Genomic DNA, 26,446 nt, shown 5'->3' on the forward strand with positions numbered 1-26,446 from the left:
CGGCCGACCATGCCACAGCGACGTTCACCGCTGGTTCCGACCGCGACCGGCGGCCGGGGACATCTGTCGTTTGTGGAATGCGTGTGCAGGGAACAGGGCACCGCATGGCGAATGGACGGGGCAGGTTTGGCGGCCGCTACCTCATGCGACTCCTCGGTGGCGTGGCGGTCATCTTCGGGATTCTGATGCTGTTCAGTGCGCTGACCCGGGGCGACCTCTTCGGGTTGGGGCTCGGCGTCGTCCTCGTTGGCGGTGGCGCGTTCCTCCTCAAGAGGTCGGGCCGGACCGACGGGGCACGAGAGGTGGCCGCTACCCGCACGAGCTGATGACGCGGATTCCCTGAACGGGAGCAGAGACGGGCTCCCGAAAAGAGGCCGGCCGTGGCATCGCGGTGAGCGATGCCACGGCCGGATCGTGGTAGTTCAGTTGGTCGCCTTGGCGGCGGCCTCGATCTGACTGGTGACCGCGTCCGTGACCATGGGCAGGTGGGGAGCGACCGCGTCGCCCGGGGTGCTGAACAGCGTCGGCGCCCGCACGCCGGGCAGTACCCCGGCGACCCGATGCCTGCGGCAGACGCGCCGGACCGCAGCGAACGGTGACTCCGAACGGAGGAACTACCGCCAAGCGGCGTGGAACGGGCAGCTCCGCTTGCTGTAGTTGACCCGGAGGCCGGGTGTCGGGCATGAGGTTCGGAGGTGGGACGGCTGATGCGTCTCGACAATCTTGGGCACGTCGCCTACCTGTCACTCGACAGCCGACGTACGGTGCGCTACCTCTGTGCCGGGTCGGGGCCCGCCCTGATGCTCCTGCACACGATCCGGACGCAGCTCGAGTACTTCGCCGACGTCATCCCGATCCTGGCCCGCACCTACACGGTGTACGCCGTGGACCTCCCCGGCCACGGCCGGTCCTCGAAGCCGGCGGACGCCGAGTACGACGAGCCCTACCTGCGACAGGGCGTCATCGACACGATCCGCGAGCTGAAGCTGCGTGACCTTACCCTGGTCGGCGAGTCGATCGGCGGCGTTCTGGCCCTCACCGTCGCCAGTCGGATGCCGGAGACCGTCAGTCGGGTGGTCGCGTCGAACCCGTACGACTACGACACCCGCTTCGCCGACGGCGTACGCCGGGGACGACGTACGGCGAATCTCATTCTCGGGGGCGTCGCCCTCCCGGTGGTCGGGCCGTTCCTGGGTGCGGCCGAGAACCGGTTCGTCACCGCGACGATCATGAAGGGCGGTTTCGCCGGCAGCACGGGGGTTCCCGGCCCGCTTCTCGACGCCTTCGCCGCAACCCAGAAGGAACCCGGCTATCCGTACGTCGAACGCAACGTCTACCAGAACTGGCGCTCGTGGGGTGCGGCGCGCGCCTACTACGCGACGGTGCGGGCACCCCGCACCCTGATCTACGGCGAACGCGACTGGTCCCGACCGGCGGAACGGGCGCGTACCGCGAAGGCTCTCGGCGAGGAACCGGTCGTCGTGCCGGACGCCGGCCACTTCACCATGCTGGAGAAGCCCGCCCGGATGGCCGAGATCATCGCCTGAGCCGCCGCACCGTTGACGCGTGGGGCCGGATCACGGAAGGAGGAGGGCCTTGCCGGCGATCGAGCGTGCCTCGATCGCGCGGTGAGCTTCCGCGGCGGATGACAACGGGAACTCGCGTGCGATCACCAGGCGTATCCGCCCCTCCGCCGCCTCGGTCAGCGCCCTGCTGGCCAACTGCACCATCCGACGCGCCTCGAACTGAACGTCCGCGATGCCGTACCGGCGGATGCCCCGCGCGTCGGCACTCCGCGGGTCCATGGCGGCGAAGTCGCCACTCGCCGCCCCGTGGGCCGAGATGCGCCCGCCGTCGGCCACCAGATGACAGGCATCGCTGCCCAGACGTCCTCCGACCCCGTCCAGCAGCACGTCGACCGCGTGACCGCCCAGGGCTTCGCGTACCGCGTCGGTCCACCCGTCCGCCGTGTAGTCCACCACGGCGTCGGCGCCGAGCCGTCGTACCAGTGTGAGCTTGTCAGTGCCACGGGCCGCTCCCACGACCTGCGCACCGAGACGGTGTGCGAGCTGGACGAGAAGCGTTCCCATGCCACCCGCAGCGGCCAGGATCAGGACCCGGTCGCCGGGCTTGACGCCGACGCCGTCGAGGATGCCCATGGCCGTCACCCCGTCGTGGGCGAGAGCAGCCGCTTCTCGCGGGCCCAGGCCGTCCGGGACCGGCACGAGCCGGTCGACGTCGGCGCGAACCAGTTCGGCGTACGACCCGCGCGTCCCGGCACCCGCGAGGACGTGGCGGCCGAGCCAGGACGCGGAGACGCCCGGACCGATGGACAACACCGTTCCGGCCGCCGCGCCGCCCGGTACGTACGGTGGGGTGACACCGAACCTCTCACCCCAGCCACCGCGGATCTGAGTCTCGACGTAGATCGTGTCCACTGCCTCGGCACGAACGATCACCTGCCCCTCTCCGGCCTGCGGATCGGGCAGCTCCACCGGGGTCAGAACCTCCGGGCCCCCGTACTCGGAAACCTGAATCGCACGCACGTTCGCCTCCGTTCCGCCGTGGCCCGATCGACGCGGACCCGTCGTGACCACTCCTGCCACGACGCTAGGACCTCACCCTTGGTTGAGGTCAACCGGATCGTCCGGGCAACAGAGCACGATCGAATAAGCGCACCCGGTGGACGGAATGGGATCGTGGCGGCGCGACACGGCGGCCGCCGTGCCGCCCGGGGCGCCGGCCGCCGTCTTTGGCACGAGCGCCGCCCGACCGGTCCACGACCCACTGCTGAAAGGCAGGACGACAATGGCGCACATCGATCTGGGGATCGACGAGAAGCAGTTTCCCGGCATATCCGGTCCGATGCAGTACCGCCCGGCGACAGCGAAGCCGCTCAACGAGCTGGCCGAGGTGCTGCTGCGCGCCCCTCACACGCTCCCGGCCGGCGAGCGTGAACTGATCGCGGCGTACGTCTCCGGGCGCAACGAGTGCACCTTCTGCTGTGCGTCGCACTCGGCGTTCGCCGCGGCGCAGCTCGACGAGGGAATGACGCTCGTCGACCAGGTGCGCGCCGACCTCGACAGCGCTCCGATCTCGGCCAAGTTGCGGGCGCTGCTGCGTATCGCCGGTGCGGTACAGATCAGCGGCCGAAACGTCACCACGGAACTGGTCGCCGACGCCCGCGCGGAGGGCGCCAGCGACCTGGAGATCCACGACACCGTTCTGATCGCCGCCGCGTTCTGCATGTTCAACAGGTACGTCGACGGGCTCGGCACCTTCGCGCCCGAAGGGCAGGACGCCTACGCCGAGTCCACCCGTCGAATCGTCGAATTCGGCTACGGATCGGCAGTAGCGCAGCCGGCAGGTGAATCGGCTGCCTGAGCACAGACAAGGGTGACCACACCCCGATCCCCCTGCGATTCTCGACGGAGACGCCTGGCCAGGCCCGTCACCCGTGAGGTTGGAGGGATCGATGGACTACCCACGCCGTCTGCTCGACGCCGCGACGCAGCTCAAAGCAGACATGGTCGACCGGCTGAGCACGCTCGTCGCGACCGAGTCGGCACCGGGCTCGCTGCCCCACCTCGAGTCCTGTGCCGACCTGCTCACCCGCTGGGGTGAGGAAGTGCTCGGCCGGCCCGCCACGCGGGTCGTGATCGACGGTCTACCACACCTGCTGTGGCCGGCCGCCGACCAGCGGGTGCTGCTCCTCGGCCACTTCGACACGGTCTTCCCGGTCGGCACCACCGGGTCCCGGCCCTTCACCGTTCACAACGACGTCGCGACCGGGCCCGGCGTGTGTGACATGAAGGGCGGCATCGTGCAGATGTTCACGGCACTGCGCCTGGTCGAGGACACCTCGGCGGTGGGCGTGCTGCTCACCTGCGACGAGGAGTCCGGGTCCGTCACGTCACGGCCCCTGATCGAGCGTGAGGCGCGGCGCTCCGGTGCGGTTCTCGTCTGCGAGGCGGCCACCCCGGACGGGCACGTGAAGGTGGCCCGGAAGGGCGGCTCGGTGTACCGCCTCACCGTCCGGGGTCGCGCCGCCCACGCCGGCGTCGAACCACGGCGTGGGGTCAACGCCACTGTCGAGGTCGCCCATCAGGTCCTCACGCTGGGCGCGCTCGGCGCGGCGGACAGCGGTGGCACCTCCGTCACGCCCACTCTGCTCTCCGCCGGCACCACGACGAACACGGTGCCCGAACGGGCCAGCCTGGCCGTCGACGTCCGGGCCTGGACCGCTGACGAACTCGAACGCGTGGACCACGCCATCCGCGGGCTGGTGCCGTTCCTGCCCGAGGCGACGCTTGCCGTGCAGGGCGGGATCAACCGCTACCCGATGTCACCCGAGCTGGCGCGGCCGTTGCTGGAACTGGCCCAGTCGATCGCCCGCCAGCTCGGCATCCCGGATCTCGTCGGCGCGCACGCCGCCGGGGCGTCCGACGGCAACTTCACCGCCGCGCTGGGCGTGCCGACCCTCGACGGCCTGGGCGCCGTGGGTGGGGGAGCACACGCCGACGACGAGTACGTCTGTGTCGACCGAATGCCGGAGCGGACGGCGCTTCTGGCCGGACTTGTCGACGCATTGTCCACAATGGAGCGCATCGGAACGCGACCCATCGACGACATCCCATAGTCTGGCCTGGCGTCGGCGAACGACCGGCAGCGAGGGGTCGGCGTCGCCATGACCACAGGACAACGCTCGGGATCGCCCATTCCCCTGCTCGGGGTCGAGGAGGAGTTCCTCGTCGTCGACGGCGAGCGGGGTGAGGTAGTGCCGGAGGCGGCCACTGTCGTCGACCTCGCACGTCCGGCCCTCGGCACCCGGGTGGGCGGTGAGATCACCAAGCTTCAGGTCGAGACCCGCACCGACCCGTGCCGGAGTCTGGACGCCCTGAGCGCGCAACTCGTCGAAGGTCGGGCCGCCGTCCAGACCGCAGCGCTGTCGGCCGGTCTGCGGGTGATCGCGACCGGCTCGCCGGTGCTCGGCAGTGCCGTGCCGCCGCCCATCACCGAAGGGCCGCGCCAGGACCTCGGCACCGCCACCTTCCGTGGACTGCACGACGAGCTGGCGATCTGCGCCGTTCACGTCCACGTGGAGGAGCCCGACCGGGACCGCGCCGTGCTGATCGGCAACCACCTGCGCCAGCACCTTCCGGTGTTTCTCGCCCTCACCGCCAACTCGCCCTACTGGTCCGAGCGTGACACCGGATACGCGAGTTGGCGCAGCGTCACATGGGGCCGGTGGCCGGTGGCCGGCGCGCCCCCGTTGCTGAGGTCCGCGCAGGAGTACGACGACCACGTCGACATGCTGCTGGAGGTGGGCGCACTCGTCGACCGGGGCACGATCTTCTGGGATCTCCGCCTGTCGACGAACCACCCGACACTCGAGGTGCGGGTGGCCGACGTACCCGTCACCGCCGCCGAGTCCGCGGCCCTGGCCGCCCTGGTGCGGGCGGTCGTCGTCGTCGCCGGTCACGCCGTCGACCGGGGCGACGAGGGACCGGAGCTGGTCCCCGAGCTGATGCGGCTCGCGTACTGGCGCGCCGCCCGCGACGGGATGGGCGGGCACGGCATCGACGCCGTCACCGGCCGGCTGCTGCCCGCTGCGGAACTGGCCGGTCGGTTGGTCGAGCTGGCCCGACCGGCGCTCGACGAAGCGGGCGACAGCGAGCGGGTCGAGGAGTGGCTGACACGCCTCGCCACGAACGGCGACGGGGCCACCCGCCAGCGGGCCGCCGCGGCACTGCGCGGCCGCCTGACCGACGTGGTCGACGAGCTCGCCGACCAGACCGCCCCGAACGTGCCCTTTCGCGAAGACAGCACGAAGACGTAACGATGAACCCGCCGGCCTCGTCGATGCTGGGGGAACCCCACGCCGCGGCGGGCTGGCCCTACCACGGCGACCGGCACACCTGATCAGTGGAGGCCACCGGTGACCGAGGCAGACCTGCAGTCCAGGGTTCCGATCCAGCACACCCGGATGAGGCCGGCGGACATGGCGCGCGAGGCGGAGGCGTTCGCGGAACGGATGGCGCGACGCCGTTCGGTGCGGGACTTCGCCAGCGACCCCGTCCCCGACGGCGTGATCGAGGCCGCGATCCGGGCCGCCTCGACAGCACCCAGTGGTGCGAACGTCCAGCCGTGGCGGTTCGTCGTCCTGACCGACCCGGCCCGCAAGCGCCGGCTGCGCGAGGCTGCTGAGGCCGAGGAACGTGCCTTCTACGATCGCCGCGCCTCAGCGGAGTGGCTGGATGCCATCGCCGGGCTCGGCACCGACTGGCAGAAGCCGTTCCTGGAGACCGCACCGGCGGTCATCGTCGTTTTCGAGATCCACCAGGGGCCGCGCAGCCCGAAGCCGTACTACGTCAAGGAGTCCGTGGGCATCGCCGTCGGTCTGCTGATCACCGCCCTGCACCACTGCGGCCTGGTCACGCTGACCCACACACCCAGCCCGATGCGATTCCTCAACGAGGTGTGTGAGCGGCCGCCGGAGGAACGCCCCTACGTGGTCATGCCGGTCGGATATCCCACGCCGGACGCCCACGTCCCCGACCTGACCCGCAAACCCCTCGACGAGGTCATGATCCGCTGGTGAGGTCCCTGGTCAGGAACTCGACCAACGGCTCGACGTGCCGGTCCGGGCGTCGCCACTCGGCCAGGAGATCCTCCAGCAGGTGCTGCTCGGCGAGCAGTTCCGCCCCTCGGTACCGCCGGATCACCGGGTGGATGAAGGCGCTCTCCCGCGCCCGGTCCGGGGTCGGGTGCCGGTCGATGGCGAAGACGTCACCGTAGTCGTCACGGCCCCACCGGAGCGCGAGCGTGTACCACTGCGTGGCGGACGCGAAACGCTCCACGGCGTAGTCCTCGGGCAGGTCCTCGTAGTGGTGGAAGTCGCCGGTGGCGTCGTCACGCACGAGGACGTCGCAGAGGTATTCGAACTGGGTCCACAGCGCCGAGGACCAGTTCACCCGGTCGAGCATCAGCTTGGTCAGCGATGCGGCGTCCGCGGGCGTCGTCTCGAACGACAACGGCACGTCGTCGTACCGCTCCCGCAGCAGCCGGGTGAACGTGCGGAGGTTGTACCGGAAGCCGTCGATGAAGGGCGACGACGCGTGCTTGACGTCCCGGGCCTGGGCGATGGTGCCCGCGAAGTAGAGGTCGTCGACGTTGCTCGACTGCCAGTCGGGGCGTAGGCCGGGCATCCGGCCGTCACGCACCATGTCGGGTCGGGACGTGTCGTCGAACACCGTGGTGTCCATCCGGAAGCCGGTGCACCGCAACACCGTGTGGTAGTCGAGCACGGCGGTCTCACCCTGGGCGTGGGTGTAGGTGATCGACACCTGGAAACGCCCGTCGACCGGCCGGATCTCGTCGATCGTGCAGTCGAGCACCGAGTGCAGCGTCTTGAACTGGTAGCTGTCCAGGATCGCGCCGTACTGCCCACGGACGTCGCCGGGGTGTTTGGTGTTCCAGGCGAGCCGTAGGGGTTGCCGGCTGGCGAGGTGCACCATCGAGGCCCGGCCGAGGATGGACGACGCGGTCTCGAACGCCGAGTTGCCCTTCCCGATGATCAGAACCCGCTGGTCCTCGTACGCGGTGGGGTCGACGACCATGTCCTCGTACCCGATGGCGTGTTCGATGCCCTTGATGGCCGGCACGAACGGCCGGCCCCAGCCCGTCGCGACGATCAGGCAGCGTGCCCGGACCTCGTCCTGGCCGGTGCGCACCGTGAAACCGTCGCCCGTCCGCGTGATCCGCTCGACCGTCGTGCCGTAGCGGACGTTGAGCTGGTGGACCCGTTGGAACTCCGCGAGGTAGCGCACCAGGTCGTCGGCCGCCGGCAGGTACTCCTCGCTGAAGTTCGGAAACAGCAGATCGGGGGAGTCGTTGAGCAGGGAGTTCCAGTCCCAGCGGAGACGGATCTCGGGGTCGGGGCTGTCGGTGTGCACCTTGTTCAGTGAGATGAGCCGGCGGTGCCGGGGGAACCGCCGGAAGAACCCGCCCGGCCCGTCACCACTCTCGAGCGTCAGGTAGTCGGCACCGTGCTGCTGGAGGTAGTAGCTCAGTTGAAGCCCGGCGGGCCCCGCGCCGACGATGACGTACCTGTGCTCGTTGCCGACCATCCTGTGCCCCTTCGACGGAGTGCTGCGTCCATCGACCATGGAATGGATAGCGGGACGTGTCAATGCTTGATGGCGGCCGAACAGGTCGCTCGCCGAACGGGACCGACCGACGTGTGGCTCTCCATCCGGCGGGAATCCCTGTTCGCGATAGTGCGCACCAGCCGGTCGTTGCCGTGGGGGTCGCCGAACATGGCACGTGAGAAGTAGCCGCGCCGCGCGGGGGCCGGGCCCGTCGACCGGGCCCGTCCGGGCTGGGTGGAGGACGTCGCGGACCTGCCGGCGCGGGTCCGATCGACCGCCGCCCGACGGTTCGGGTCGCGGCCTGCGCAACCGGGAAGGTGACCGCGGCGCTGGGCAGTACCCATCCTCAGGTGGTGTCCCCGACCAGCGCGAGGAGTTGATATGGGCCTGATCCGGCGTCGGCTGCCCAACGGGCAGGATGTCACCCAGGTCGACGCCGCCGAGGCGGCGTTGCTCTACCGCGAGATCTTCGTCGAGGAGTCCTACCGGCGTCCCGGTGGCGCTCGGCCCACACCCGGTGTCATCTTCGACATCGGTGCCAACATCGGGTTGGCCTCGATGTTCTTCAAGGCCCGCTACCCGGCCGCGTTCATCGTGGCGGCCGAGCCCGGCCCGGACACCTACCGCGCGCTCGAGGAGAACTTCGCGCGGCACGTGCCGGACGGGGTGGCCCGCAACGTCGCCATCACCGCCACGAACGGGCACGCCCGGTTCGGTTACTACCCCAAGGCCCCCGCGGAGTCCGGGCTGTACACCGAGCAGGTCCGCGAGACCGCCCTGGCCAGGCAGTTGCTCATCGAGGGCGGTGTCCCGGTACGCGATGCGGAGCACCTGGCCACGTCCCGGCACCAGCTCTCCTACGTGGAGTGCGAGACGATGACCTTCTCCCGGCTGCTGCGGGAATCCGGCGCCGACCGGGCGGACCTCGTGAAGATCGACGTCGAGAAGGCCGAGGCCGACGTGATCGCCGGCATCGCCGACGACGACTGGGCGAAGATCGGCGAGCTGGTCGTCGAGGTGCACGACATCGACGGGCGCCTCGGCACCATCGAGGCGTTGCTGCGCCAGCGGGGCTTCGACGTCACCGACACCCAGGAACGCCGTCTCGCCGACACCGACCTGCACCTGACCTTCGCCGTCCGCGCGGTCTGAGAAACCCGTCGAGGAGTCAGCAATGGACAACGGATCACCCGTCAGGCTCGACCTGAGTGGCACCGACATCCACGCCGAGGCGGCCCGTATCCGCGCGAACGGGCCGGTGGCCCGGATCATGCTGCCGGGTGGGGTGCCGGCCTGGTCGGTCACCGGCTACGACGCGGCGAAGGAGATCCTCGCCGACGACCGGTTCTCCAAGGACCCGCGTCAGCACTGGATCGCGTACGCCAACGGCGAGATCGGGCCCGACTTCCCGCTCATCGCCTGGGCCCGCATGGAGAACCTGACCAGCTCGGACGGGCCCGAACACGCCCGTCAGCGGCGGCTGATCCGCACGGCGTTCACCCCGCGTCGGGTGCAGACCCTGCGGCCGGCGATCGAACGGCTGGTCGCTGACCTGCTCGACGACCTCGCCAAGCACCCGCCCACCGAGATCGTCGACCTGAAGGCGGGGTTCGGGCACCCGCTGGCGGCCCACGTGATCGGCGAGTTGATCGGTCTGCCGGTCGGCGAGCGGGTGGGCGTCGTCGGCGGTGGTGGCGGCTACGCCACCGCCAGCGCGAAGATCACCCCGCAGGAGGCCGCCGCGGCCTTCGCCCGGCTGCGGGCACAGATGCACGACCTGATCGAGCGCAAGCGTCGGGAGCCCGCCGACGACCTGACCAGCGACCTCATCGCCGCCCGCGACGAGGGCGCACGGCTCGACGACGACGAGATGGTCAGCACCCTGCTCCTGCTGCTCAACACCGGCACCGAGCCGGCGATGAACCTGCTCGTCAACGCCGTCCGGGCGATGCTGAAAGCGCCGGAGCAGCTGCGCCGGGTCCGCTCGGGCGCCGCCGGTTGGGCCGACGTCCTCGAGGAGACGCTGCGGGTGGACGCGCCGGTCGCACACCTGCCGTTCCGGTTCGCCGTCGAGGACGTCGAGATCGCCGGCGTCCGCATCGGCAAGGGCGAACCGATCCTGATGCACTTCGCCGGGGCGGGCCGCGACCCGGCCGTGCACGGACCCGAAGCGGACCGGTTCGACGCGGACCGGGCCGACAAGCGGCACCTGTCGTTCGGCCACGGCATCCACCGGTGCCTCGGGGCCGCGCTGGCCCGGCTGGAGGTGGAGATCGGTCTGGACACCCTGTTCCGGCGCTTTCCGGGGCTGCGCCTCGCGGTGCCCGACGCCGAGTTGACCTCCCAGGGGACGTTCGCCATGAACGCGCCCGCCTGGCTGCCCGTGCTCCTCGGAATGGAGAACTCCCGATGGCGCGAGTGACAGCCGACATCTCGATGTCGATTGACGGTTACGTGACCGGCCCCGACGACAGTCGCGTCCTGCCGATGGGCGTGGACGGCCACCGACTGCACCAGTGGATCTACGACCTGGCCACCTGGCGGGCCCGCGTCGGCCTCGACGGGGGCCGGGCCAACCGCGACGCGGAGATCCTCGACGAGGGGTTCGCGTCCGTCGGAGCCCACGTGATCGGCCGGCGGATGTACGACCACGGGGAGAAGCCGTGGGGCGACGAGCCACCGTTCGGGCTCCCGGTCTTCGTGGTCACCCACGAGCCCCGACCGACCCTCGAGCTGGCCGGCGGTACCCGCTTCGAGTTCGTACCCGAGGGTGTCGAGAGCGCCGTCAGCCGCGCGCTGGCCGCCGCGGGCGGCCGGGACGTGTCGGTGCTCGGGGGTGCCAATGTGATCCGTCAGTGCCTGCGTGCCGGCCTGCTCGACGAGGTGGTGCTGCACGTGGTCCCGGTGCTGATGGGCCACGGGGTACGCCTGTTCGACAAAACCCACGACGGCCAGGTGGAACTGCCGATCAGCCGGGTCGAGCAGCCCGACCAGGTCGTCCACCTGTGGCTGACCCCGCGGGCGTTCAGCGCGGGTCGCTGAGCCGGGCCGCGCGCGACTCCAGGTACCGGCGTTCGGGCAGGCTCGTGGTGCGCTGCGCGGCCCGCAGGTAGCCCACCCGGGCACCGCCACGGTCGCCGGCCATCTCCAGCAGGTGGGCGCGTACCGCGTCGAGCCGGTGGTTGGCGATGCGGTCGTCGAGGCCGTCGAGCAGGCGCAGCCCGACCTCCGGACCCTTGGCCATGGCGGTCGCGACCGCCCGGTTGAGCGTCACCATCGGGTTCGGATCGAGCTGTTCCAACAGCTCGTAGAGGGCGGCGATCTGCGGCCAGTCGGTGTCGTCGACGGTCGCCGCCTCGGCGTGCAACGCGGCGATCGCCGCCTGGATCTGGTAGGACTCCACCGGCCCGTCGCTCAGGCTGCGGGTGACGAGCGCGACGCCCTCGCGGATCGACTCCCGGTGCCAGAGCCGCCGGTCCTGCTCGGCGATCGGCACCAGCGTGCCGTCCGGGCGGGACCGGGCGTCGCGCCGGGCGTCGGTCAGCAGCATGAGCGCGAGCAGCCCGGCGACCTCACCGTCGTCCGGCAGCAGCCGGTGCACCTCGCGGGTCAGCCGGATCGCCTCCCGGGTCAGCTCGCCACGCTGCAGGTCCGGGCCGGAGGTGGCGGTGTAACCCTCGTTGAAGATCAGGTAGAGCACGTGCAGCACCACCCGCAGGCGTTCGCGTCGCTCGGCCGGCGGTGGCATCCGGAACCGGGTGCCGGTCGACCGGATCCGCTGCTTCGCCCGGCTGATCCGCTGCACCATCGTCGACTCGGGCACCATGAACGCCGCGGCGATCTGACTGGTGGTCAGGCCGCCGACCGCCCGGAGCGTCAGCGCGATCTGCGACGGCGCGGACAACGCGGGATGACAGCACATGAACAGCAGCATCAGCGTGTCGTCGTGCTGGTAGGGCAGGTCGTCGACACCGGCGGAGACCGCCTCGTCGGCACGGCCCATCACCGCGACGATCACCTCGCGGTTGCGCCGGGCCTGGTCACTGCGCCAGTGATCAGCCAACCGGCGGGTGGCGACGGTGCGCAGCCAGCCGCGGGGATTGTCCGGCAACTTCTGCTCCGGCCAGCGCAGCGCCGCCTCCAGCAGGGCTTCCTGCACCGCGTCCTCGCACGCCTCGAACTTGCCGTAGCGGCGGTAGAGCGCGCCCAGGACCTGCGGCGCGAGCTGGCGCAGCAGACTTTCGACCTCCGAGCGGGAGGCCACGTTACCCTCATCAGCCACGGTGCCGGGGTTCCTCCAGTGCCCTGGGCGACGAACCCGCGGGCGAAGCGTGTGGACGAGAACGTTGCTGATTACCGGCGGCAATGTCGAAAAACGAGGTACAGCTCCGACTTCACTGCGAAAGGGTACGCGGCCCTGATGGGACCGCACCGCCATAACCAGGAGGTATCTTCCATGCAGGACGAGATCGTGGCGCCGACCGACACGGCTACCGCCGTGGCCGCGCAGCTGCGTGCGGGCGTCGTCGGCGAGGTGATCGAGCCGAGCGACAGCGGTTACGACCAGGCCCGCACCATTTTCCAGGGCGGCGTCGACCGGCGACCCGCCGTGATCGTCAGGGCGGTCAACGCCGCCGACGTCGCGCATGTCGTCTCGGTCGCCAGCGGCTCGGAGCTGCCGTTCGCGATCCGCAGTGGCGGCCACAGCCTGTACGGCGTCTGGGACGACGCGATCGTCCTGGACCTCTCGAAGATGAACGCGTTGGAGATCGACGCCGACAGTCGTACGGCCTGGGCGGAGCCCGGTGTGCTCGCCGGCGAGTACACCGAGGCCGCCGCCGAGCACGGTCTGGTCACCGGCTTCGGCGACACCGCCTCGGTCGGCCTGGGTGGCCTGACCGTCGGCGGTGGCATCGGCTACCTGGTGCGTGCGCACGGCTTGACCATCGACAACCTGATCGGCGCCGACGTGGTGACGGCGGACGGCCAGCACCTCACCGTCGACGCCGACAACCACGCCGACCTGTTCTGGGCGATTCGTGGTGGCGGCGGCAACTTCGGGGTCGTCACGAAGTTCCGCTACCGGCTGCACTCCGTGCCGACAGTGCTCGGTGGCCTGCTGGTGCTGCCGGCGACCCCGGAGGTCGTGGCGGAATACCTGCGCATCTCCTTGGACGCGCCGGACGAGCTGTCCAGCATCATCAACATCATGCCGGCCCCTCCGATGCCCGGCGTGCCCGACGAGGCGGTCGGTCAGCTGGTGGTCCTCGCGATCCTGGTCTACGCCGGCGACCCGGAGGAGGGCGCGAAGGTGCTGGCGCCGATCCGCGAGCTGGGTGTGCTCGCCGACATGGTCCAGCCGATGCCCTTCAGTGCCATCTACCAGCCGGAGGACCCGAACTACCACCCGCTGACGTTCAGCCGGACCAACTTCGTCGACGAGGTCGACGAGGCCACCGCTGGTCGGATCCTGGAGACGCTGCAGACGTCGTCGGCGACGATGCCCGTCGCCCAGCTGCGTCCGCTCGGTGGGGCGATGGCGCGGGTGCCGTCCGACGCGACAGCGTTCGCGCACCGCGACCGCAAGATCATGTTCACGGCTGCCGTCGTGTTCGAGAAGCCCGAGGAGGCCGACGAGCACCGCGCCTGGGTGAACGAGTTCGCCAAGGTCGTGCAGCGCCCGGGTGGCGGCAGCTACGTCAACTTCCTCTACGACGATGCCGCCGAGCGCATCCACGAGGCCTACCCCGACGCCACCTACGCGCGGCTCGTGGAGCTGAAGCGCAGGTACGACCCGAACAACCTGTTCAAGCTCAACGGCAACATCTCGCCCTCCTGAGCAACAGGCACGAGCGGTCGTCCATACCGCATCCTCGGAGATGACGACCGATTTCCACTGGTGCCAGAGTCGTAGGCGATCAGCGGGTGGAAGTTTCGCCGGCGTTCCCCGCCCCCTCGGGGAGCGCTGGCGATCCCGTGACATCACGGCGATCCGCCAAACCCTTGACGACCTACGACCCGAGGGACCCCTCCATGACGCAGAACGCGGAGAAAGCCACCATTCGGGTGGGCCGGTCGCCGGCACACGAGGCGATCGAACCATCACCATCGGTCCCACCGTCGCCCCGGTCGTCGTCGATCTGGCGTCAGCCCTACCTGTGGCTCGTCGTCCTCGCCGGCGCCGTCATCTTCAACCTGCTGTACGCGTTCCCCCGCTACTTCAGCACCGACTCGGCCAACAGCCGCAGCATCCTCGACCCGGGCGTCCCGGTGCACTACAGCCTGGTCGTCGCGCACGTGATCACCGGAAACATCGCGATGATCACGGTGTTCCTCCAGTTCTGGGGCTGGCTGCGCCGCAACCACCCGAAGATCCACCGGATCAGCGGACGCGTCTACATCTTCGGCGGGGCCCTCCCGTCGGCAGCCCTGGGCGTGTTCACCCTGATCCCGCTGCGGGCCGACCACCAGGGCAGCATCGGCATCGTCACGATGGGCGCGGCCTGGCTCGCCACGACGATCACCGGCCTGGTGATGGTCCGCAAGGGACGCTACGCCGAGCACCGCCGCTGGATGGCGTACAGCTTCGCGTTGGCGTTGGGCACCACCTGGGGCCGCATCCTGGTCGGCATGTTCACGATCTGGCCCACGATGCCGTTGCCCATCAGCATGATCGTCGAACTCGCGAACTGGCTCGGCTGGGTCCTCAACCTGGTGGTCGCACACGTCATCGTCGAACGGATGGCCAAGCGTCAGCACACGCCGGACGGCACCGAGGTCATCACGTACCCCACTCCCGCCTGAGCCCTCCGCGCCGGGCACGACGGAAGCCGCCCCCCCACCCCTGGGGCGGCTTCCGTCGTGCCCGGCCCCCGTTCTCCGGGGTCGCGGCCGACAGCGGCGGCAACGACGAATGGCCGGACGCGTCCGGCCATTCGTCGTTCGTCGGTGGGCGCGTTCAGGCGGTGAGCCGCCCGAAGTGCGCCTGGGTGTAGACACGGGGGAGGGCCGTCGTCAGGAGCACCGCGAAGCCCGCGTGGCTGTGACAGGTGGACAGGTCCCGCCAGACCCGTTCCAGGCGCCCGTCGCCGGTGACCGAACTGGTCCCCGCCGTCGGTTGGATGACCGCCTCGACGCCCCGCCAGGCCAGTTCCGCGGCCTCGCGGCAGATCATCGCGATCCGCAGGTCCTCCTCCAGGGTGAAAGCGGCCGGTTCGCGGGTCGTCAGCTCGTGCCACTGGCGGATCGCGCTCAACGTGATCGCCTCGGCCGCCGAGATCATGGCCGTGGCCTGACCGAACCACCGCTGGTAGTCCGGATCGTCGACGCGCAGGGTGATCGGCGGCGTCGACGTCTTGCGGGTGGAGAGAACCTCGCCGTACGCCTCGAGCGCGCCCTGCGCGATCCCGACCCCGAGCGTCGCGCCTTCCAGACACATCGAGCTCATCGGTGCCCCGCCGTACTGCGGATGGTCGTGTAGCGCGCTCCCACTCGTCCCGGACGTCACCGAGACCTCGCCCAGGTGGGTGTGCTCCAGGCCGAAGTGGTCCGGGATCTCGGCCCGGTCGAAGCGGACGCTGTGGCTGCCACTGCCCTTGAGCCCCAGTTGCCCACCCCAGTCGTCGAGACGGGTCCAGGTGCCCCGAGGCGCGACGAACAGCAGCGGATGGGGTGGTTCGCCCTCGCCGCCGGCGACCATGGCGTGGCCGATGAAGTGGGTGGCGTAGGGGATCCCCGAGCAGTAGTTCCACGTTCCGTCGATGATCCAGCCACCGTCGGGGGAGCGGGTGGCGGTCCCGCCGGGGGCGATCACCGCCGGTGCGATGAAGTCACCGTCCCGGAACAACTCGTCCTGCGCCTTCTCCTCGAACAGCATCGCGGTCACCAGCGAGTGGGCCGCGCCGAGGCAGAACATCCAGGCCGTCGACGGGCAGCCCCGGGCCAGGATCATCACCACCCGCAGGAACGTCTCGAACTCGAACTCGTAGCCGCCGTACCGGCGGGGCACCGTGATCCGGTAGAAGCCCGCGTCCCGGAACATCTCGTGGACGTCCTCGCCGTAGAACGTCCGACGCTCCACCTCGGACTGCCGCGCGAGGAGTTCGGGGACCATCGCCGTGGCCCGGGCGATCAGGTCCGCCGGCGTGAGATCCGGCTCGGGCACCGGGGGAAATCCCTGGTCGGTCGACACGGGACTGCTCATTCGAGTGGCCTTCCCACGGTGATGACGGCGTATCCGACCTTGCCCGCCCCGGCCTCGAAGTAGTAACCGAGCGCCTTGCCCAGCTCGTCGACCGCCTCGGCGCCGAACTTCTCGGTGAGGTGGGTGCGCTGGCTCTCCGCCTCGGCCACGTACTTCGGCCCCTTGCCGAACACCCGCGGCCCGCACTGCAGGTACTCGTGGAACTCGAACCCGGCGCTCGTCAACGCCTCGACCCACTCCTCGGTCGACTTGAGAAACTGCGCGTTGAACGTCGCCGCGAACTCGGCCGCCTCCTCGACACCCATGCTGCTCCCACGGGTGGTCTCGGTGAGCGCCAGCCGGCCACCGGGCCGCAGGACGCGGTACAGGCCGCGCAGCACCCGGTCCAGGTCGGTGGCGTACAACAGGGTCTCCATGGCGACGATCGCGTCGAACGACCCGTCGGGGAAGTCAAGCGTGTTCCAGTCGCCGTGCTCGAAGGTGACCGAGGCACCGAGGTTCGCCGCGGCGGCGCGCTTGGTCGCCTCCTCGACCTGCACCGTGCTGATGTTGATCCCGACTACCGTGACGCCGTGATCCTGCGCCAGCTCCAGCGCGGGTGTGCCCAGGCCGCAACCGATGTCGAGGACCCGTTGGCCGGCACGCAGCCCGAGGGAGTCGCCGACCCGGCGGGTGATCCGCTGGGACGCCTCCCGCATGGATGCCTCGTCCACCGCGTCGTACCAGTACGCGAGGTGAACCTGCCCGTCGTTGAACGCGTTGGACATCGGCGTCGACTCGTCGTACATCGTCGCGATGTCGATCGGCGCGGTTGTGGTGTTCTCCATCCCTCTCCCACTTTCCTTGTCGGGCCGCCGACCGTCAGGACGGGCGGCGTTCGGCGGTGACGAAGACGAACGTGCCCGGGTACGACTCGGCGACGATGCTCAGGCCGGCGTCGTCGAGCCACTGCTTGATCTCGTCGATCTCGAAGAGCACGAACCCGTCCGGGCGGGCCGGGAAGTGGTGCGACCGCTGGTAGTAGCGATAGACCGGCGAGTCGTCCCAGCGGAACGTCATGAGCGTGAGGGTGCCGCCGGGGCGCAGGCAGCGGCCGATCTCGGCGATCGCCCGACCCGCGTCGGGCACCGCCTGCAACGCGTTCCAGAAGTTGACCGCGTCGAGGCTGGCGTCCGGGAACGGCAGATCGAGGGCGTCACCGCGGACGGCCGGCACCTCGGGCAGCCTGCTGCGCAGGTCGTAGAGCATCGCCTCGTTGAGGTCCAGTGCGAGGACCCGCTCGGTGCCGACGGCCTCGCAGACGATGGCGGTCCAGCGGCCCGCGGCGGCGGCCAGGTCGAGCACGGTGCCGCCCCGGTGCCAGAGGTGGGCGGCGATGTACTCGTCCTCGTCGGTCGGGGCGACCTCGCCGGACCAGTTGCGGCCCATGATGCGGAGGAAGTTCGGGCGCATGCCCTGCTCGTAGTGGAAGCCGATGCCGGCGAGCACCGCAGCGTTCTGCAGCACGTCGGCCTCGGCGTCGTCGCTGGAGTCGCTCTTGCCGGCGCCGGGGCGCAGCCGCTGGGACAGGTCGAGCACGCCGTGGGTGATCCCGTAGGCGGCGTCGCACTGCCCGCACCGCGCGACGGTCGTGTCGAAGGTCAACGGCCCCCGGCAGGCCGGGCACTTGAGCGCCTCCCGGTGCCGTTCGAAGGCGGCCGGGTCGAGGTCGCGGGGGTTGGTGTCCACGACCAGGTTGTGCGGGCTCGGGTCGACGGCCGCGGCGGGCTTCCCGTTGCCCTGCGCCCACAGTGCCTTGGCCCCCATGGTGGCCAGCACCGAGCGGGTGTCGCCGTCCCAGGTCGTCCGGATCTGGGCGGGGTTCAGGGCCCGGATCCACCGCCTGTCGAACTCGCGTTCCGCCTCGCTGATGTTCCACTCGGCCGGCGACGGCCAGGCCCGCCCGATGTTCGGGTCGGCCTCGTCGAGTGTGTCGAGGGCCCGCTCCAGCCGAGTCCGGTCGGGCGCGTCGAGCCCGAGGTGCCGGGTCGCGTCGAGGATCCGCGTCCGGTCGGTGGGGAAGTGCGCCAGGAGGTAGACCAGCGCGAGGGTGATCGGCGCGTCGGGCTCGCTGGCGCCGCGGGCGGCGTCGAGGTAACCGTCGATGCCCTTAAGCACCGCCGTCGCCACCGGCCCGTCGGTCACCGGGTGCTCAGCCTCGGCGAGCAGGCCGAGCAGCACCAGCAGGTAGCCCCGTCGGTCGGCGTCGACGCTGCCCAGTGCGCCGATCAGTTCCGGTACGGCCGAGACCGCAGTGGGTCGGGCCGTCCCGTCGGCCCAGAGGGCGTCGACCAGGTCGTGGAAGGCGTCGTCGATCCGGTCAGGGGCTGCGTCTCGGTACGAGCCGAGCAGCTCGTCGAAGGTGATTTCCGCGGTCTCGGTCATGTGCCCGTCCCGTCTCGGCGGTGTCCAGGTCAGCGGCAAGGCGCGTACGCGCCGGCTGCCCGACAGGTTGCCACCCTGCGTGGGGGCCAATCACCTCTGACGTTGCGCTGCGTAAAGACCAGCGGAATTTCGTCGTCCACTTCGGACAGGTTGCTGGGAATCCAGCAATCTGGAAGATGCAGCCGCGAATGATCGCCTGAAAAATAACTGCCTGAACTTCCGCTCTCGAACGACTCACGACCTCATGCCCGGCGACGCCCGAGCGTGGAGGCGTTCGATCATCTCCACCCACCGTCCGGCAAGGGGGGGCGGGCCGGTGGGCGATCTTCGGCTGCGCCGCGGATGGCCCACGCAACACGTAGGGCGTTTGTCAGGCAATCGTGAGGGGAGCGTGTAATGACAGCGACCGAGGCGACGCACTCCGACGCCGAAATCGGCACAAACCACAAGCGGCGGTACGCGCGATACGACGGCCTCCGCGGCGTCTGCGCGATCTTCGTGGTGATCTACCACATCGGTTACCAGTCCGGCATCAGTGAGCTGCCCGGCCACGACGGTGTTCCCATCCTGGGCAGCCTCGTGCCGGCGTTCCGGATCTTCCTTCCGCCGTTCTTCGTCCTGTCCGGTCTGCTGCTCTACCGGCCGTTCGCGCGGGCCATCATCGCGGGCACACCACGCCCCGCCACCGGCCCGTTCATCGTGGGCCGGGCACTGCGCCTGCTGCCCGCCTTCTACGTGCTCACGCTCGTGGTCATGTTCACCCTCAACCTCTCCGCTGTCGACGGCGCGTGGGAGGTCATCAAGCCGTTCATCCTGCTGCACTACTGGTTCACGCCGGACATGGCACAGTGGTGGCCGGGCATGGAGCACACCTGGACAGTGCCGGTCGAGATGTCCTACTACCTGGCCCTGCCGATCCTGGCCTGGCTGATCAACCGAAGCGCCCGCCGGGGCGCCGACCCGGCCGCGCGGGCCCGCCGCATCATCGTGCCGTTCGTGCTGATGACCGTGATCGGCACCGCCTGGACGATCTTCTGCTACCTGCCGTCGCAGGCCGAGCACACCTACTACTTCGTCTTCTGGCCGCTGGGCTACGCCGGGTTCTTCGCCGCCGGCATGGCACTCGCTACGCTCTCCGCGTACCGGGACGTGACAGGCGTCGTGCCGGCCCTGCACCGGGCGGTCGCCAAGCACCCGCTGCTCTGGTGGCTCGGCGCCCTCGGGGCGCTGCTGCTCTACATCCCCAAGCCGTTCGCCCCGCAGGTAGTGGTCGGCACCTGGCCCGCGATGGCCCAGCACCTGGTGGAGTACGTCCTGTTCTTCGCGTTCGGCCTCCTCGCGGTCGTGCCGCTGACAGTGCCCGAGGTGCGTTCGCGGTTCATGGACGCGGTGCTCACCAACCCGCCGATCCGCTACATCGGCCGCCTCTCGTACGGCGTCTACCTCTGGAACGTCCCGGTCATGTACTACTACTTCCAGTACGGGACGATCTTCGGCAACCAACCGCTCGGGCTCAACGACGCCCGACCCACGCTGCCCTTCGGTGAACTGGTCGGCTTCGTCCTCTACGTGATCGTCGGCACGGCGCTCTTCACGCTCGTCAGCTACTACGTGGTCGAGCGTCCGGCCCTGCGCCTGCGGCACGTCTTCAACGCGCCCACCTCCGCACTGGAACTCGGGTACGCCACGGAGCCCGCCAGCGACGCACGCCCCGCCGACCGGGCCGAGCCGCAGGACGCCAGCGCGACGCGAAGGAGCACCGAACGATGAACCGGCTGATTTCACGGCTCGGTGCGGGCAGTGTCGCCCTGTGCACCGTCCTGGCCCTCGGCGTACCGGGACCGGGGCAGGCAGCGCCCGCCCGGTCCGCCCCGGCGCCGTCGCCCGTGCGCACCGGCACCGTCACGCTTGTCACCGGCGACAAGGTGGCCCTCGACCGGGACCGCGTCGTCGCCATCACCCCGGCGCCCGGCCGAGTGGGCACCCCGTTCCGGCAGTACCGGCAGGACGGCGAGTTGTACGTCGTACCCGCCGACCAACTCGCGCGGGTCGCGTCGGGGCGGCTCGACCAGCGGCTCTTCGCCGTGTCGGCGCTGGCCCGGTCGGGTGTCACCGACGCCCGCGCCGCCGACCTGCCGCGCCGGGCCGTGCAGCGCCAGGCGGTCGCCACCGACGGCGTCACGCTCACGCTCACCTTCCTGGACCGGCGGGGCATCCCGACGGCCGACTACTTCGTCAGCCTCTTCGACACCGTGTCGCAGCAGGAATACAGCGGCTACCACGAGTCCGGCACCACCACGGTGACCGTTCCCGCCGGCCACTACTACCTGGAGGCGGGCGTCAGCGGTGCCAGCACCACCGACGTGGTGCCGTTCGACTTCTTCGTGGAGCCGGACATCGCGGCGACCGGAGACCTGGCGTTGACCTTCGACGCCCGCGACGCGAAACCCCTCACGTTCGGCCTGGACCGGCGCGGCGCCACCGGCATCATCGACGTGATGCCCAACCGCAGGACCGGCGTCGCGTCGGTCGGCTCCACCGTGCACGGCCCGCAGGAGGAGATTCGCGTCCGCCCGTCACGGACGGCCGCCCCGGGTCAGTTCACCGTCACGGTCGCCGCGCACCTCGGCAAACCGGACGGCAACGGCGGCTTCCTCGGCTCGCCGTACCAGTACCACCTGCAGTGGAGCGAGGACGGCACGGTACCGGCGGACCTGCACCGGGTGTTCCGCGACGCCGAGCTGGCCAAGGTGCGCAACGTCATCGCCGCGCAGGTGCCCGGCGCCGTCGACCGCAAGCTCTATTCGGCGTACGTGCAGCCACCGGCGACGGTCACCGAATTCACCTCACCCGGTGCGGCGTTCTTCGAGGACGTGTACGAACTGGATGCGGACAACAACCTCAACTGGCAGATAGCCGACCTGCCCCGACCGGCCGGCATCGCCGGCAGCACCCGCACCGAGAAGTGGAATCTCGGGCCCTTCGGGCCGGCCTTCGCCACCAGCCCGGTGCTGCCCGTGGTGTGGTGTGGTCGTTTCGGGGACCAGATGAACTTCGAGATTCCGCACTTCTCCGACCAGAATCCCGACCACTTCGGATTCTCCGGAACCCTCGCCGAGGAAATGCGGATGTTCCGTAACGGGCAGCCGCTGATTTCCCAGGACTCCGAGTTCGGGATCTTCACGGTGCCACCGGCGACCGCCACCTACCGCCTGGAGACCCGGTCCACCCGCGACACGTCACCGTTCTCGACCGAGGTGCGGGGCGCCTGGACGTTCCGGTCCGGGCACGTGGCGGGCGGCCCGGCCAACGAGGCGGCGCTACCGATGGCGGCCCTGCGCTTCGCACCCGCGCTCGATCAGCAGAACCGGGCGGCTGCCGGCCAACGATTCAAGATCCCGCTGTACCTGCAGGCGCAGCAGGGCGCTGTCCTGGGCGAGTGGGGCGGTGTCACCCTCGACGCGTCGTACGACGATGGCGCGACGTGGCAGTCGGCGCCGGTGGTGAAGACCGCCACCGGCTTCACCGCGACCGTCACGCACCCGGCGACGACCGGATTCGTGTCACTGCGGGCCAGCGCCACCGACAGCCTGGGCAACAAGACCGAACTCACGATTATCCACGCGTACCTCCTGAAGTAAAGGGCCGAAAGACCGCACCTTCGGAGTGCAGCCCGCACTCTCGAAGATGGCACATCTCCCATCGGCTGTGACGATGAAGTGCGGTCCCGGGAATCTCCTCATCCGGTCGATTCCCGGGACCACCCGATTCGGTCGGACCCGAAAGGGGTGAGTGGTGGGTATGAGTTCCTTCGACATCGACCGCAATGAGCCGATAGCGATCGTCGGGATGGGTCTGCGTTTTCCCGGCGGCATCAACTCTCCGCAGACGTACTGGGATTTCCTCGTCGCCGAGCGCAATGCGTTGCGCGAGGCGCCGCAGGAACGGTGGGCGGGTTACGCGGCGATCAGTCCGGCGCACGCCGCCGCGACCCGGCGGGCGCTGAAGTACGGCAGCTACCTCGACGACGTGGCGGGCTTCGACGCCGAGTTCTTCGGGGTGTCCCCGCGCGAGTCCGAGCTGATCGACCCCCAGCAGCGCATCACCCTGGAGGTGGCCTGGGAGGCGCTCGAGCACGCCGGCATCCTGCCGCACTCGCTCGCCGGCAGCGACACCGCCGTGTTCATGGGTGTCTGCACCGACGACTACGGCCGCCGCATGCTGGAGGACCTCCCCCGGCTGGAGGCGTGGATGGGCATCGGCTCGTCCATGTGCGGTGTGGCGAACCGGCTGTCGTACGTGCTGGACCTGCGCGGCCCGAGCGTCGCCGTCGACACTGCCTGCTCCGCATCCCTCGTCGCGATTCACCAGGCCTGCCAGGCGCTGCGGCTCGGTGAGACGGACCTGGCGTTGGCCGGTGGTGTGATGTTGGTGGCCAGTCCGGCGTACCTGCTGGTCCTGGAGGCTGCCGGTGCGCTCGCGCCGGACGGCCGGTCCAAGGCGTTCGACGCGTCCGCCGACGGCTACGGCCGGGGCGAGGGCTGCGGGGTCCTCGCTTTGAAGCGGCTGTCGCAGGCGCGACGCGACGGGGACCGGATCCACGCGGTGATCCGGGGCAGCGCGGTCTGCCAGGACGGGCGCACGAACGGCATCATGGCGCCCAGTCAGGAGGCGCAGGAGGAGTTGGTGCGGCGGGCCTGCCGGGCCGCCGGTGTGTCGCCCGCCTCACTCGACTACGTGGAGGCGCACGGCACGGGCACCGGTCTGGGTGATCTCGTGGAGATCGGCGCCCTGTCCACCGTCGCCGGCGCGGACCGTTCACCGCAGGCCCCGCTGCTGGTCGGCTCGGTCAAGACCAACATCGGGCACCTGGAGGCCGCCTCCGGTGTCGCCGGTCTGATCAAGATGGTCCTGTCGATGCAGCACGGCGCGATCCCGGCCACGCTGTCCGCCACCGTGCCGAACACCGAGATTCCCTGGGAGACCTCCGGCCTGTCGGTGGTCGACGAGCTGACGCCGTGGCCGGACACTCCGGGGCCCCGGCGGTCTGGCACCGGCAACTACGGCTACGGCGGCACCATCGCCCACGTCATCATCGAGGAGGCCCCGCAGGAGCCGATCGTCGATGCGCCGACGAGCCCTCCGACGAGTGTCGACGAGAGCGAGCGGGTCTATCCGCTCTCCAACGCGACCCTCGCCGGCGTCGCCGCGAACGCGGGCGCGCTGGCCGACTGGGTGGAGCGTTCGGACGCGGACCTCACCGACATCGGTCACACGCTCGCCCACCGCCGGCAGCCGCTCAACGCCCGCGCCGCTGTCGTCGCCGCGGACCGCGCCGAACTCGTCAGCCGACTCCGCAAGCTCGCCACCGGCACCGCCGCTGCGGGCGTGGCCACCGGTACTGTCGCGCGGGGCGTAGCCGCCGACGCGGTCTGGGTGTTCTCCGGGCACGGGGCGCAGTGGGTAGGGATGGGTCGGGAACTGCTCGACAGTGAGCCTGCGATGGCCGAGACGATGGCGGAACTGGGGCCGGTGTTCCGCGCCGAGTTGGGCTTCGATCCCCTGGTGGCACTGCTGGAGGACGACTTCACCGAGGTCGACCGGGTGCAGGCGATGACGTTCGCGATCCAGGTGGGGCTCACCCGGATCTGGGAGGGCTACGGCCTGCGTCCGGCGGCGATCGTCGGGCATTCGATCGGCGAGATCGCGGCCGCGGTCGCGGCCGGCATGCTCGACCTGCAGCAGGCGGCGCACCTGGTCTGTCGCCGGTCCCGGTTGCTGCGCCGGGTCGCCGGTCAGGGCGGCATGGCGATGGTCAACCTGCCGTTCGACGAGGTCACGGCCCGGCTGGCCGACGTCCCCGAGGTCGCGGCGGCGGTCGCGGCGTCCCCCACGTCGACGGTGATCAGTGGGCCGTCCGAACACGTCGACGAGATCGCCGACCGTTGGCGGACCGAGAACCTGGTGGTGCGGCGGGTCAACTCCGACGTCGCCTTCCACAGCCCGCAGATGGACGGGTTGGTCGACGAGCTGCGAGCCGACCTCGCCGACCTGGTCAGCCGGCCGGCCACCGTGCCGGTGTACACCACCGCCCTGACCGACGCGCGCTCCACGGCGGACCGGTCCGCCGACTACTGGGTGACGAACCTGCGCAACCCGGTGCGCTTCGAGCACGCCATCCGCGCCGCGATCGACGACGGGCACCGGGTCTTCCTGGAGATCTCCGCCCACCCGATCGTGCAGCACTCCGTCATCGACATCCTCGCCGTGGTCGGCGTCGAGGACGGGGTCATCGCGCACAGTCTGCGCCGGGAACGCCCGCAACGGCCGACCCTGCTGGAGAACCTCGGCGCCCTGCACTGCGCGGGCGTGCCGGTCGACTGGGCGATCCTGCAACCCGGCGGTGACCTCGTCGACGCCCCGACCAACGTGTGGCAGCACCGTCGGTACTGGATCGACAGCGCCCGGCCGGCGGCTGCCAACCTCGAACACGACGTCGAGACCCACACCCTGCTCGGGGCACGTACCGCAGTGCAGGGCACCACGCCCGTGCTGATGTGGCGGACGTTCCTCGACGACACGAACCGGCCGTACCCCGGCGGGCACGCGGTGCTGGGCACCGAGGTGATCCCCGCTGCGGCCACCCTCAACACGCTGTTCCAGGCGGCCGAGAACGCGCCGCTGCGTGACGTCGCGTTGCGGGTGCCGATCGGCGTGCTGGTGCCCCACGAGATCCAGGTCGTCCGCCAGGACGGCACCGTACGGCTCAGCTCTCGGCTCACCACCCAGCAGGACGACAAGTCCTGGCTCACCCACGCCAGTGCCGAGATCGTCGACGCGGCGCCAACGGCCGAGCGGGTCGACCCGGAGACGCTGCGCGCCGCGCACCCGGAGACGCTCGACCCCTCCTGTGTCTGGGACCGGCTCGCCGCGATCGGCGTGGTCGGTATCGGCTGGCCGTGGGAGGTCGAGGCCGTACGCCGACACTCGTCCGGGATGCTCGCGACAGTCGTCGCGGACCCCACCGGTGGTCAGTCGGAGCGGACCTGGGCCTCGCTCACCGACGCCGCGCTCTCGGTGGCGCCGGTCATCTTTCCCGGCGACCCGCTGTTGCGGATGCCGGGCTGGCTGACCGAGGCCACGCTCGTGTTGCCGCCACCACCGAAGGCGTTGATCGCGGTACGGCTGATCGCCGGCTCCGACGACGAGGTGGAGGTCGACGTCGAGGTGCGGACCCTGGACGGGGACCTCGCCGCCCGGTTCACCGGCGTCCGGTTCGGGGCGGTGCGCAAGGAGGTGCTCATCGACCTCGGTCCCGAGGAGGAGCAGACCGCCGAGGAACAGGCCTGGCAGACGCTGTCCGGTCCGGAGTTGCGGGACTTCGTACTCGCCGCGGTCCGCGAGGTGGCCGCCGGTGAGGTACGCATCCCGTTGGAGGACCTCGACGTGCACCGGCCGCTGGCGGAGCTGGGCGCGGACTCGCTGATGACAGTGGCCATCCAGCTGCGGTTGGAGCGGCGGTTCCGCACGCCGGTCCCGTCGACGCTGCTGTGGAACCGACCGACGGTGGCGGCGGTCGCCGAGTACCTGACCGACGAACTGACAGCCGACGTCAAGTAGCAGTCACAGAGGGGAACGACCACCGTGCCCGAGCCTGATCCGCACACCA

The 26,446-nt window shown here is 70.3% G+C and carries 20 protein-coding genes; 14 read left to right on the top strand and 6 right to left on the bottom strand.

Features of this window, described 5'->3' with window-relative positions:
- Positions 1–104: 104 nt before the first annotated feature.
- Positions 105–326, top strand: coding sequence for a hypothetical protein (locus tag ABZ406_RS08785; RefSeq protein WP_357757542.1), 222 nt, complete (start codon positions 105–107; stop codon positions 324–326).
- Positions 327–707: 381 nt separating this feature from the next.
- Positions 708–1,547, top strand: coding sequence for an alpha/beta fold hydrolase (locus ABZ406_RS08790; RefSeq protein ID WP_357757545.1), 840 nt, complete (start codon positions 708–710; stop codon positions 1,545–1,547).
- A gap of 30 nt (positions 1,548–1,577) precedes the next feature.
- Here the strand turns inward: ABZ406_RS08790 and ABZ406_RS08795 are convergent, their stop codons facing one another.
- On the bottom strand, positions 1,578–2,546 hold the full coding sequence (locus ABZ406_RS08795) for a zinc-binding dehydrogenase (RefSeq protein WP_357757547.1): 969 nt from the start codon (positions 2,544–2,546) through the stop codon (positions 1,578–1,580).
- Between the two features lie 262 nt (positions 2,547–2,808).
- Here ABZ406_RS08795 and ABZ406_RS08800 point away from each other — a divergent pair, with 262 nt between their 5' ends.
- The 4 genes from ABZ406_RS08800 to ABZ406_RS08815 all read left to right on the top strand — a co-directional run bounded on the left by ABZ406_RS08800 (position 2,809) and on the right by ABZ406_RS08815 (position 6,601).
- On the top strand, positions 2,809–3,384 hold the full coding sequence (locus ABZ406_RS08800) for a carboxymuconolactone decarboxylase family protein (protein ID WP_357757550.1): 576 nt from the start codon (positions 2,809–2,811) through the stop codon (positions 3,382–3,384).
- Between the two features lie 91 nt (positions 3,385–3,475).
- Positions 3,476–4,639, top strand: coding sequence for a M20 family metallopeptidase (locus ABZ406_RS08805; RefSeq protein ID WP_357757553.1), 1,164 nt, complete (start codon positions 3,476–3,478; stop codon positions 4,637–4,639).
- A 48-nt stretch (positions 4,640–4,687) separates the two neighbouring features.
- Positions 4,688–5,839: a glutamate--cysteine ligase gene (locus ABZ406_RS08810; protein ID WP_357757556.1), complete on the top strand. Its 1,152-nt coding sequence runs from the start codon at positions 4,688–4,690 to the stop codon at positions 5,837–5,839.
- A gap of 162 nt (positions 5,840–6,001) precedes the next feature.
- The gene (locus ABZ406_RS08815; protein WP_357758169.1) at positions 6,002–6,601 is read left to right on the top strand and encodes a nitroreductase family protein; all 600 of its coding nucleotides are present in this window, start codon (positions 6,002–6,004) and stop codon (positions 6,599–6,601) included.
- Here the strand turns inward: ABZ406_RS08815 and ABZ406_RS08820 are convergent.
- Positions 6,585–8,129, bottom strand: coding sequence for an NAD(P)-binding domain-containing protein (locus ABZ406_RS08820; RefSeq protein WP_357757559.1), 1,545 nt, complete (start codon positions 8,127–8,129; stop codon positions 6,585–6,587). The genes ABZ406_RS08815 and ABZ406_RS08820 overlap by 17 nt on opposite strands.
- Positions 8,130–8,531: 402 nt before the next feature.
- Between ABZ406_RS08820 and ABZ406_RS08825 the strand changes: the two genes are divergently transcribed.
- The 3 genes from ABZ406_RS08825 to ABZ406_RS08835 are packed head-to-tail and all read left to right on the top strand — an operon-like array spanning position 8,532 to position 11,192.
- On the top strand, positions 8,532–9,302 hold the full coding sequence (locus tag ABZ406_RS08825) for an FkbM family methyltransferase (protein WP_357757561.1): 771 nt from the start codon (positions 8,532–8,534) through the stop codon (positions 9,300–9,302).
- 22 nt (positions 9,303–9,324) lie between these two features.
- Entirely contained in the window at positions 9,325–10,572 is a 1,248-nt protein-coding gene (locus ABZ406_RS08830) for a cytochrome P450 (protein WP_357757564.1), read from the top strand.
- A complete protein-coding gene (locus ABZ406_RS08835; RefSeq protein ID WP_357757567.1) occupies positions 10,560–11,192 on the top strand; it encodes a dihydrofolate reductase family protein in 633 nt (210 codons plus the stop codon). The genes ABZ406_RS08830 and ABZ406_RS08835 overlap by 13 nt, the downstream gene beginning before the upstream one ends.
- On the opposite strand, the gene ABZ406_RS08840 is transcribed toward ABZ406_RS08835, so the two are convergent.
- The gene (locus ABZ406_RS08840) at positions 11,176–12,432 is read right to left on the bottom strand and encodes a sigma-70 family RNA polymerase sigma factor (RefSeq protein ID WP_357757570.1); all 1,257 of its coding nucleotides are present in this window, start codon (positions 12,430–12,432) and stop codon (positions 11,176–11,178) included. The genes ABZ406_RS08835 and ABZ406_RS08840 overlap by 17 nt on opposite strands.
- Before the next feature lie 174 nt (positions 12,433–12,606).
- Here ABZ406_RS08840 and ABZ406_RS08845 point away from each other — a divergent pair, with 174 nt between their 5' ends.
- Entirely contained in the window at positions 12,607–13,989 is a 1,383-nt protein-coding gene (locus tag ABZ406_RS08845) for an FAD-binding oxidoreductase (protein ID WP_357757574.1), read from the top strand.
- A 194-nt stretch (positions 13,990–14,183) separates the two neighbouring features.
- Positions 14,184–14,954: a DUF2306 domain-containing protein gene (locus tag ABZ406_RS08850; RefSeq protein ID WP_357757577.1), complete on the top strand. Its 771-nt coding sequence runs from the start codon at positions 14,184–14,186 to the stop codon at positions 14,952–14,954.
- A 154-nt stretch (positions 14,955–15,108) separates the two neighbouring features.
- Here the strand turns inward: ABZ406_RS08850 and ABZ406_RS08855 are convergent, their stop codons facing one another.
- The 3 genes from ABZ406_RS08855 to ABZ406_RS08865 are packed head-to-tail and all read right to left on the bottom strand — an operon-like array spanning position 15,109 to position 18,777.
- Positions 15,109–16,314 (bottom strand): acyl-CoA dehydrogenase family protein, encoded by a 1,206-nt coding sequence (locus ABZ406_RS08855; protein WP_357757579.1) that lies wholly within the window; start codon positions 16,312–16,314, stop codon positions 15,109–15,111.
- Positions 16,315–16,349: 35 nt separating this feature from the next.
- Positions 16,350–17,180: a methyltransferase domain-containing protein gene (locus tag ABZ406_RS08860; RefSeq protein ID WP_357757583.1), complete on the bottom strand. Its 831-nt coding sequence runs from the start codon at positions 17,178–17,180 to the stop codon at positions 16,350–16,352.
- Positions 17,181–17,214: 34 nt separating this feature from the next.
- Entirely contained in the window at positions 17,215–18,777 is a 1,563-nt protein-coding gene (locus tag ABZ406_RS08865) for a class I SAM-dependent methyltransferase (RefSeq protein WP_357757586.1), read from the bottom strand.
- A gap of 396 nt (positions 18,778–19,173) precedes the next feature.
- On the opposite strand from ABZ406_RS08865, the gene ABZ406_RS08870 reads away from it, so the two are divergent.
- The 3 genes from ABZ406_RS08870 (at position 19,174) to ABZ406_RS08880 (ending at position 26,397) form a co-directional block, all read left to right on the top strand.
- Positions 19,174–20,547 carry an acyltransferase gene (locus ABZ406_RS08870; RefSeq protein ID WP_357757589.1) on the top strand — a complete coding sequence of 458 codons (1,374 nt, stop codon included), beginning with the start codon at positions 19,174–19,176 and terminating at the stop codon, positions 20,545–20,547.
- The gene (locus ABZ406_RS08875; RefSeq protein WP_357757592.1) at positions 20,544–22,418 is read left to right on the top strand and encodes a hypothetical protein; all 1,875 of its coding nucleotides are present in this window, start codon (positions 20,544–20,546) and stop codon (positions 22,416–22,418) included. Before ABZ406_RS08870 ends, ABZ406_RS08875 begins: the two co-directional genes overlap by 4 nt.
- A gap of 160 nt (positions 22,419–22,578) precedes the next feature.
- Complete coding sequence (locus tag ABZ406_RS08880; protein WP_357758172.1) at positions 22,579–26,397, top strand: acyltransferase domain-containing protein; 3,819 nt, start codon at positions 22,579–22,581, stop codon at positions 26,395–26,397.
- Positions 26,398–26,446 lie beyond the last annotated feature (49 nt).

This window comes from Micromonospora sp. NPDC005710 (genome assembly GCF_040630995.1).
GTDB lineage: Bacteria > Actinomycetota > Actinomycetes > Mycobacteriales > Micromonosporaceae > Micromonospora.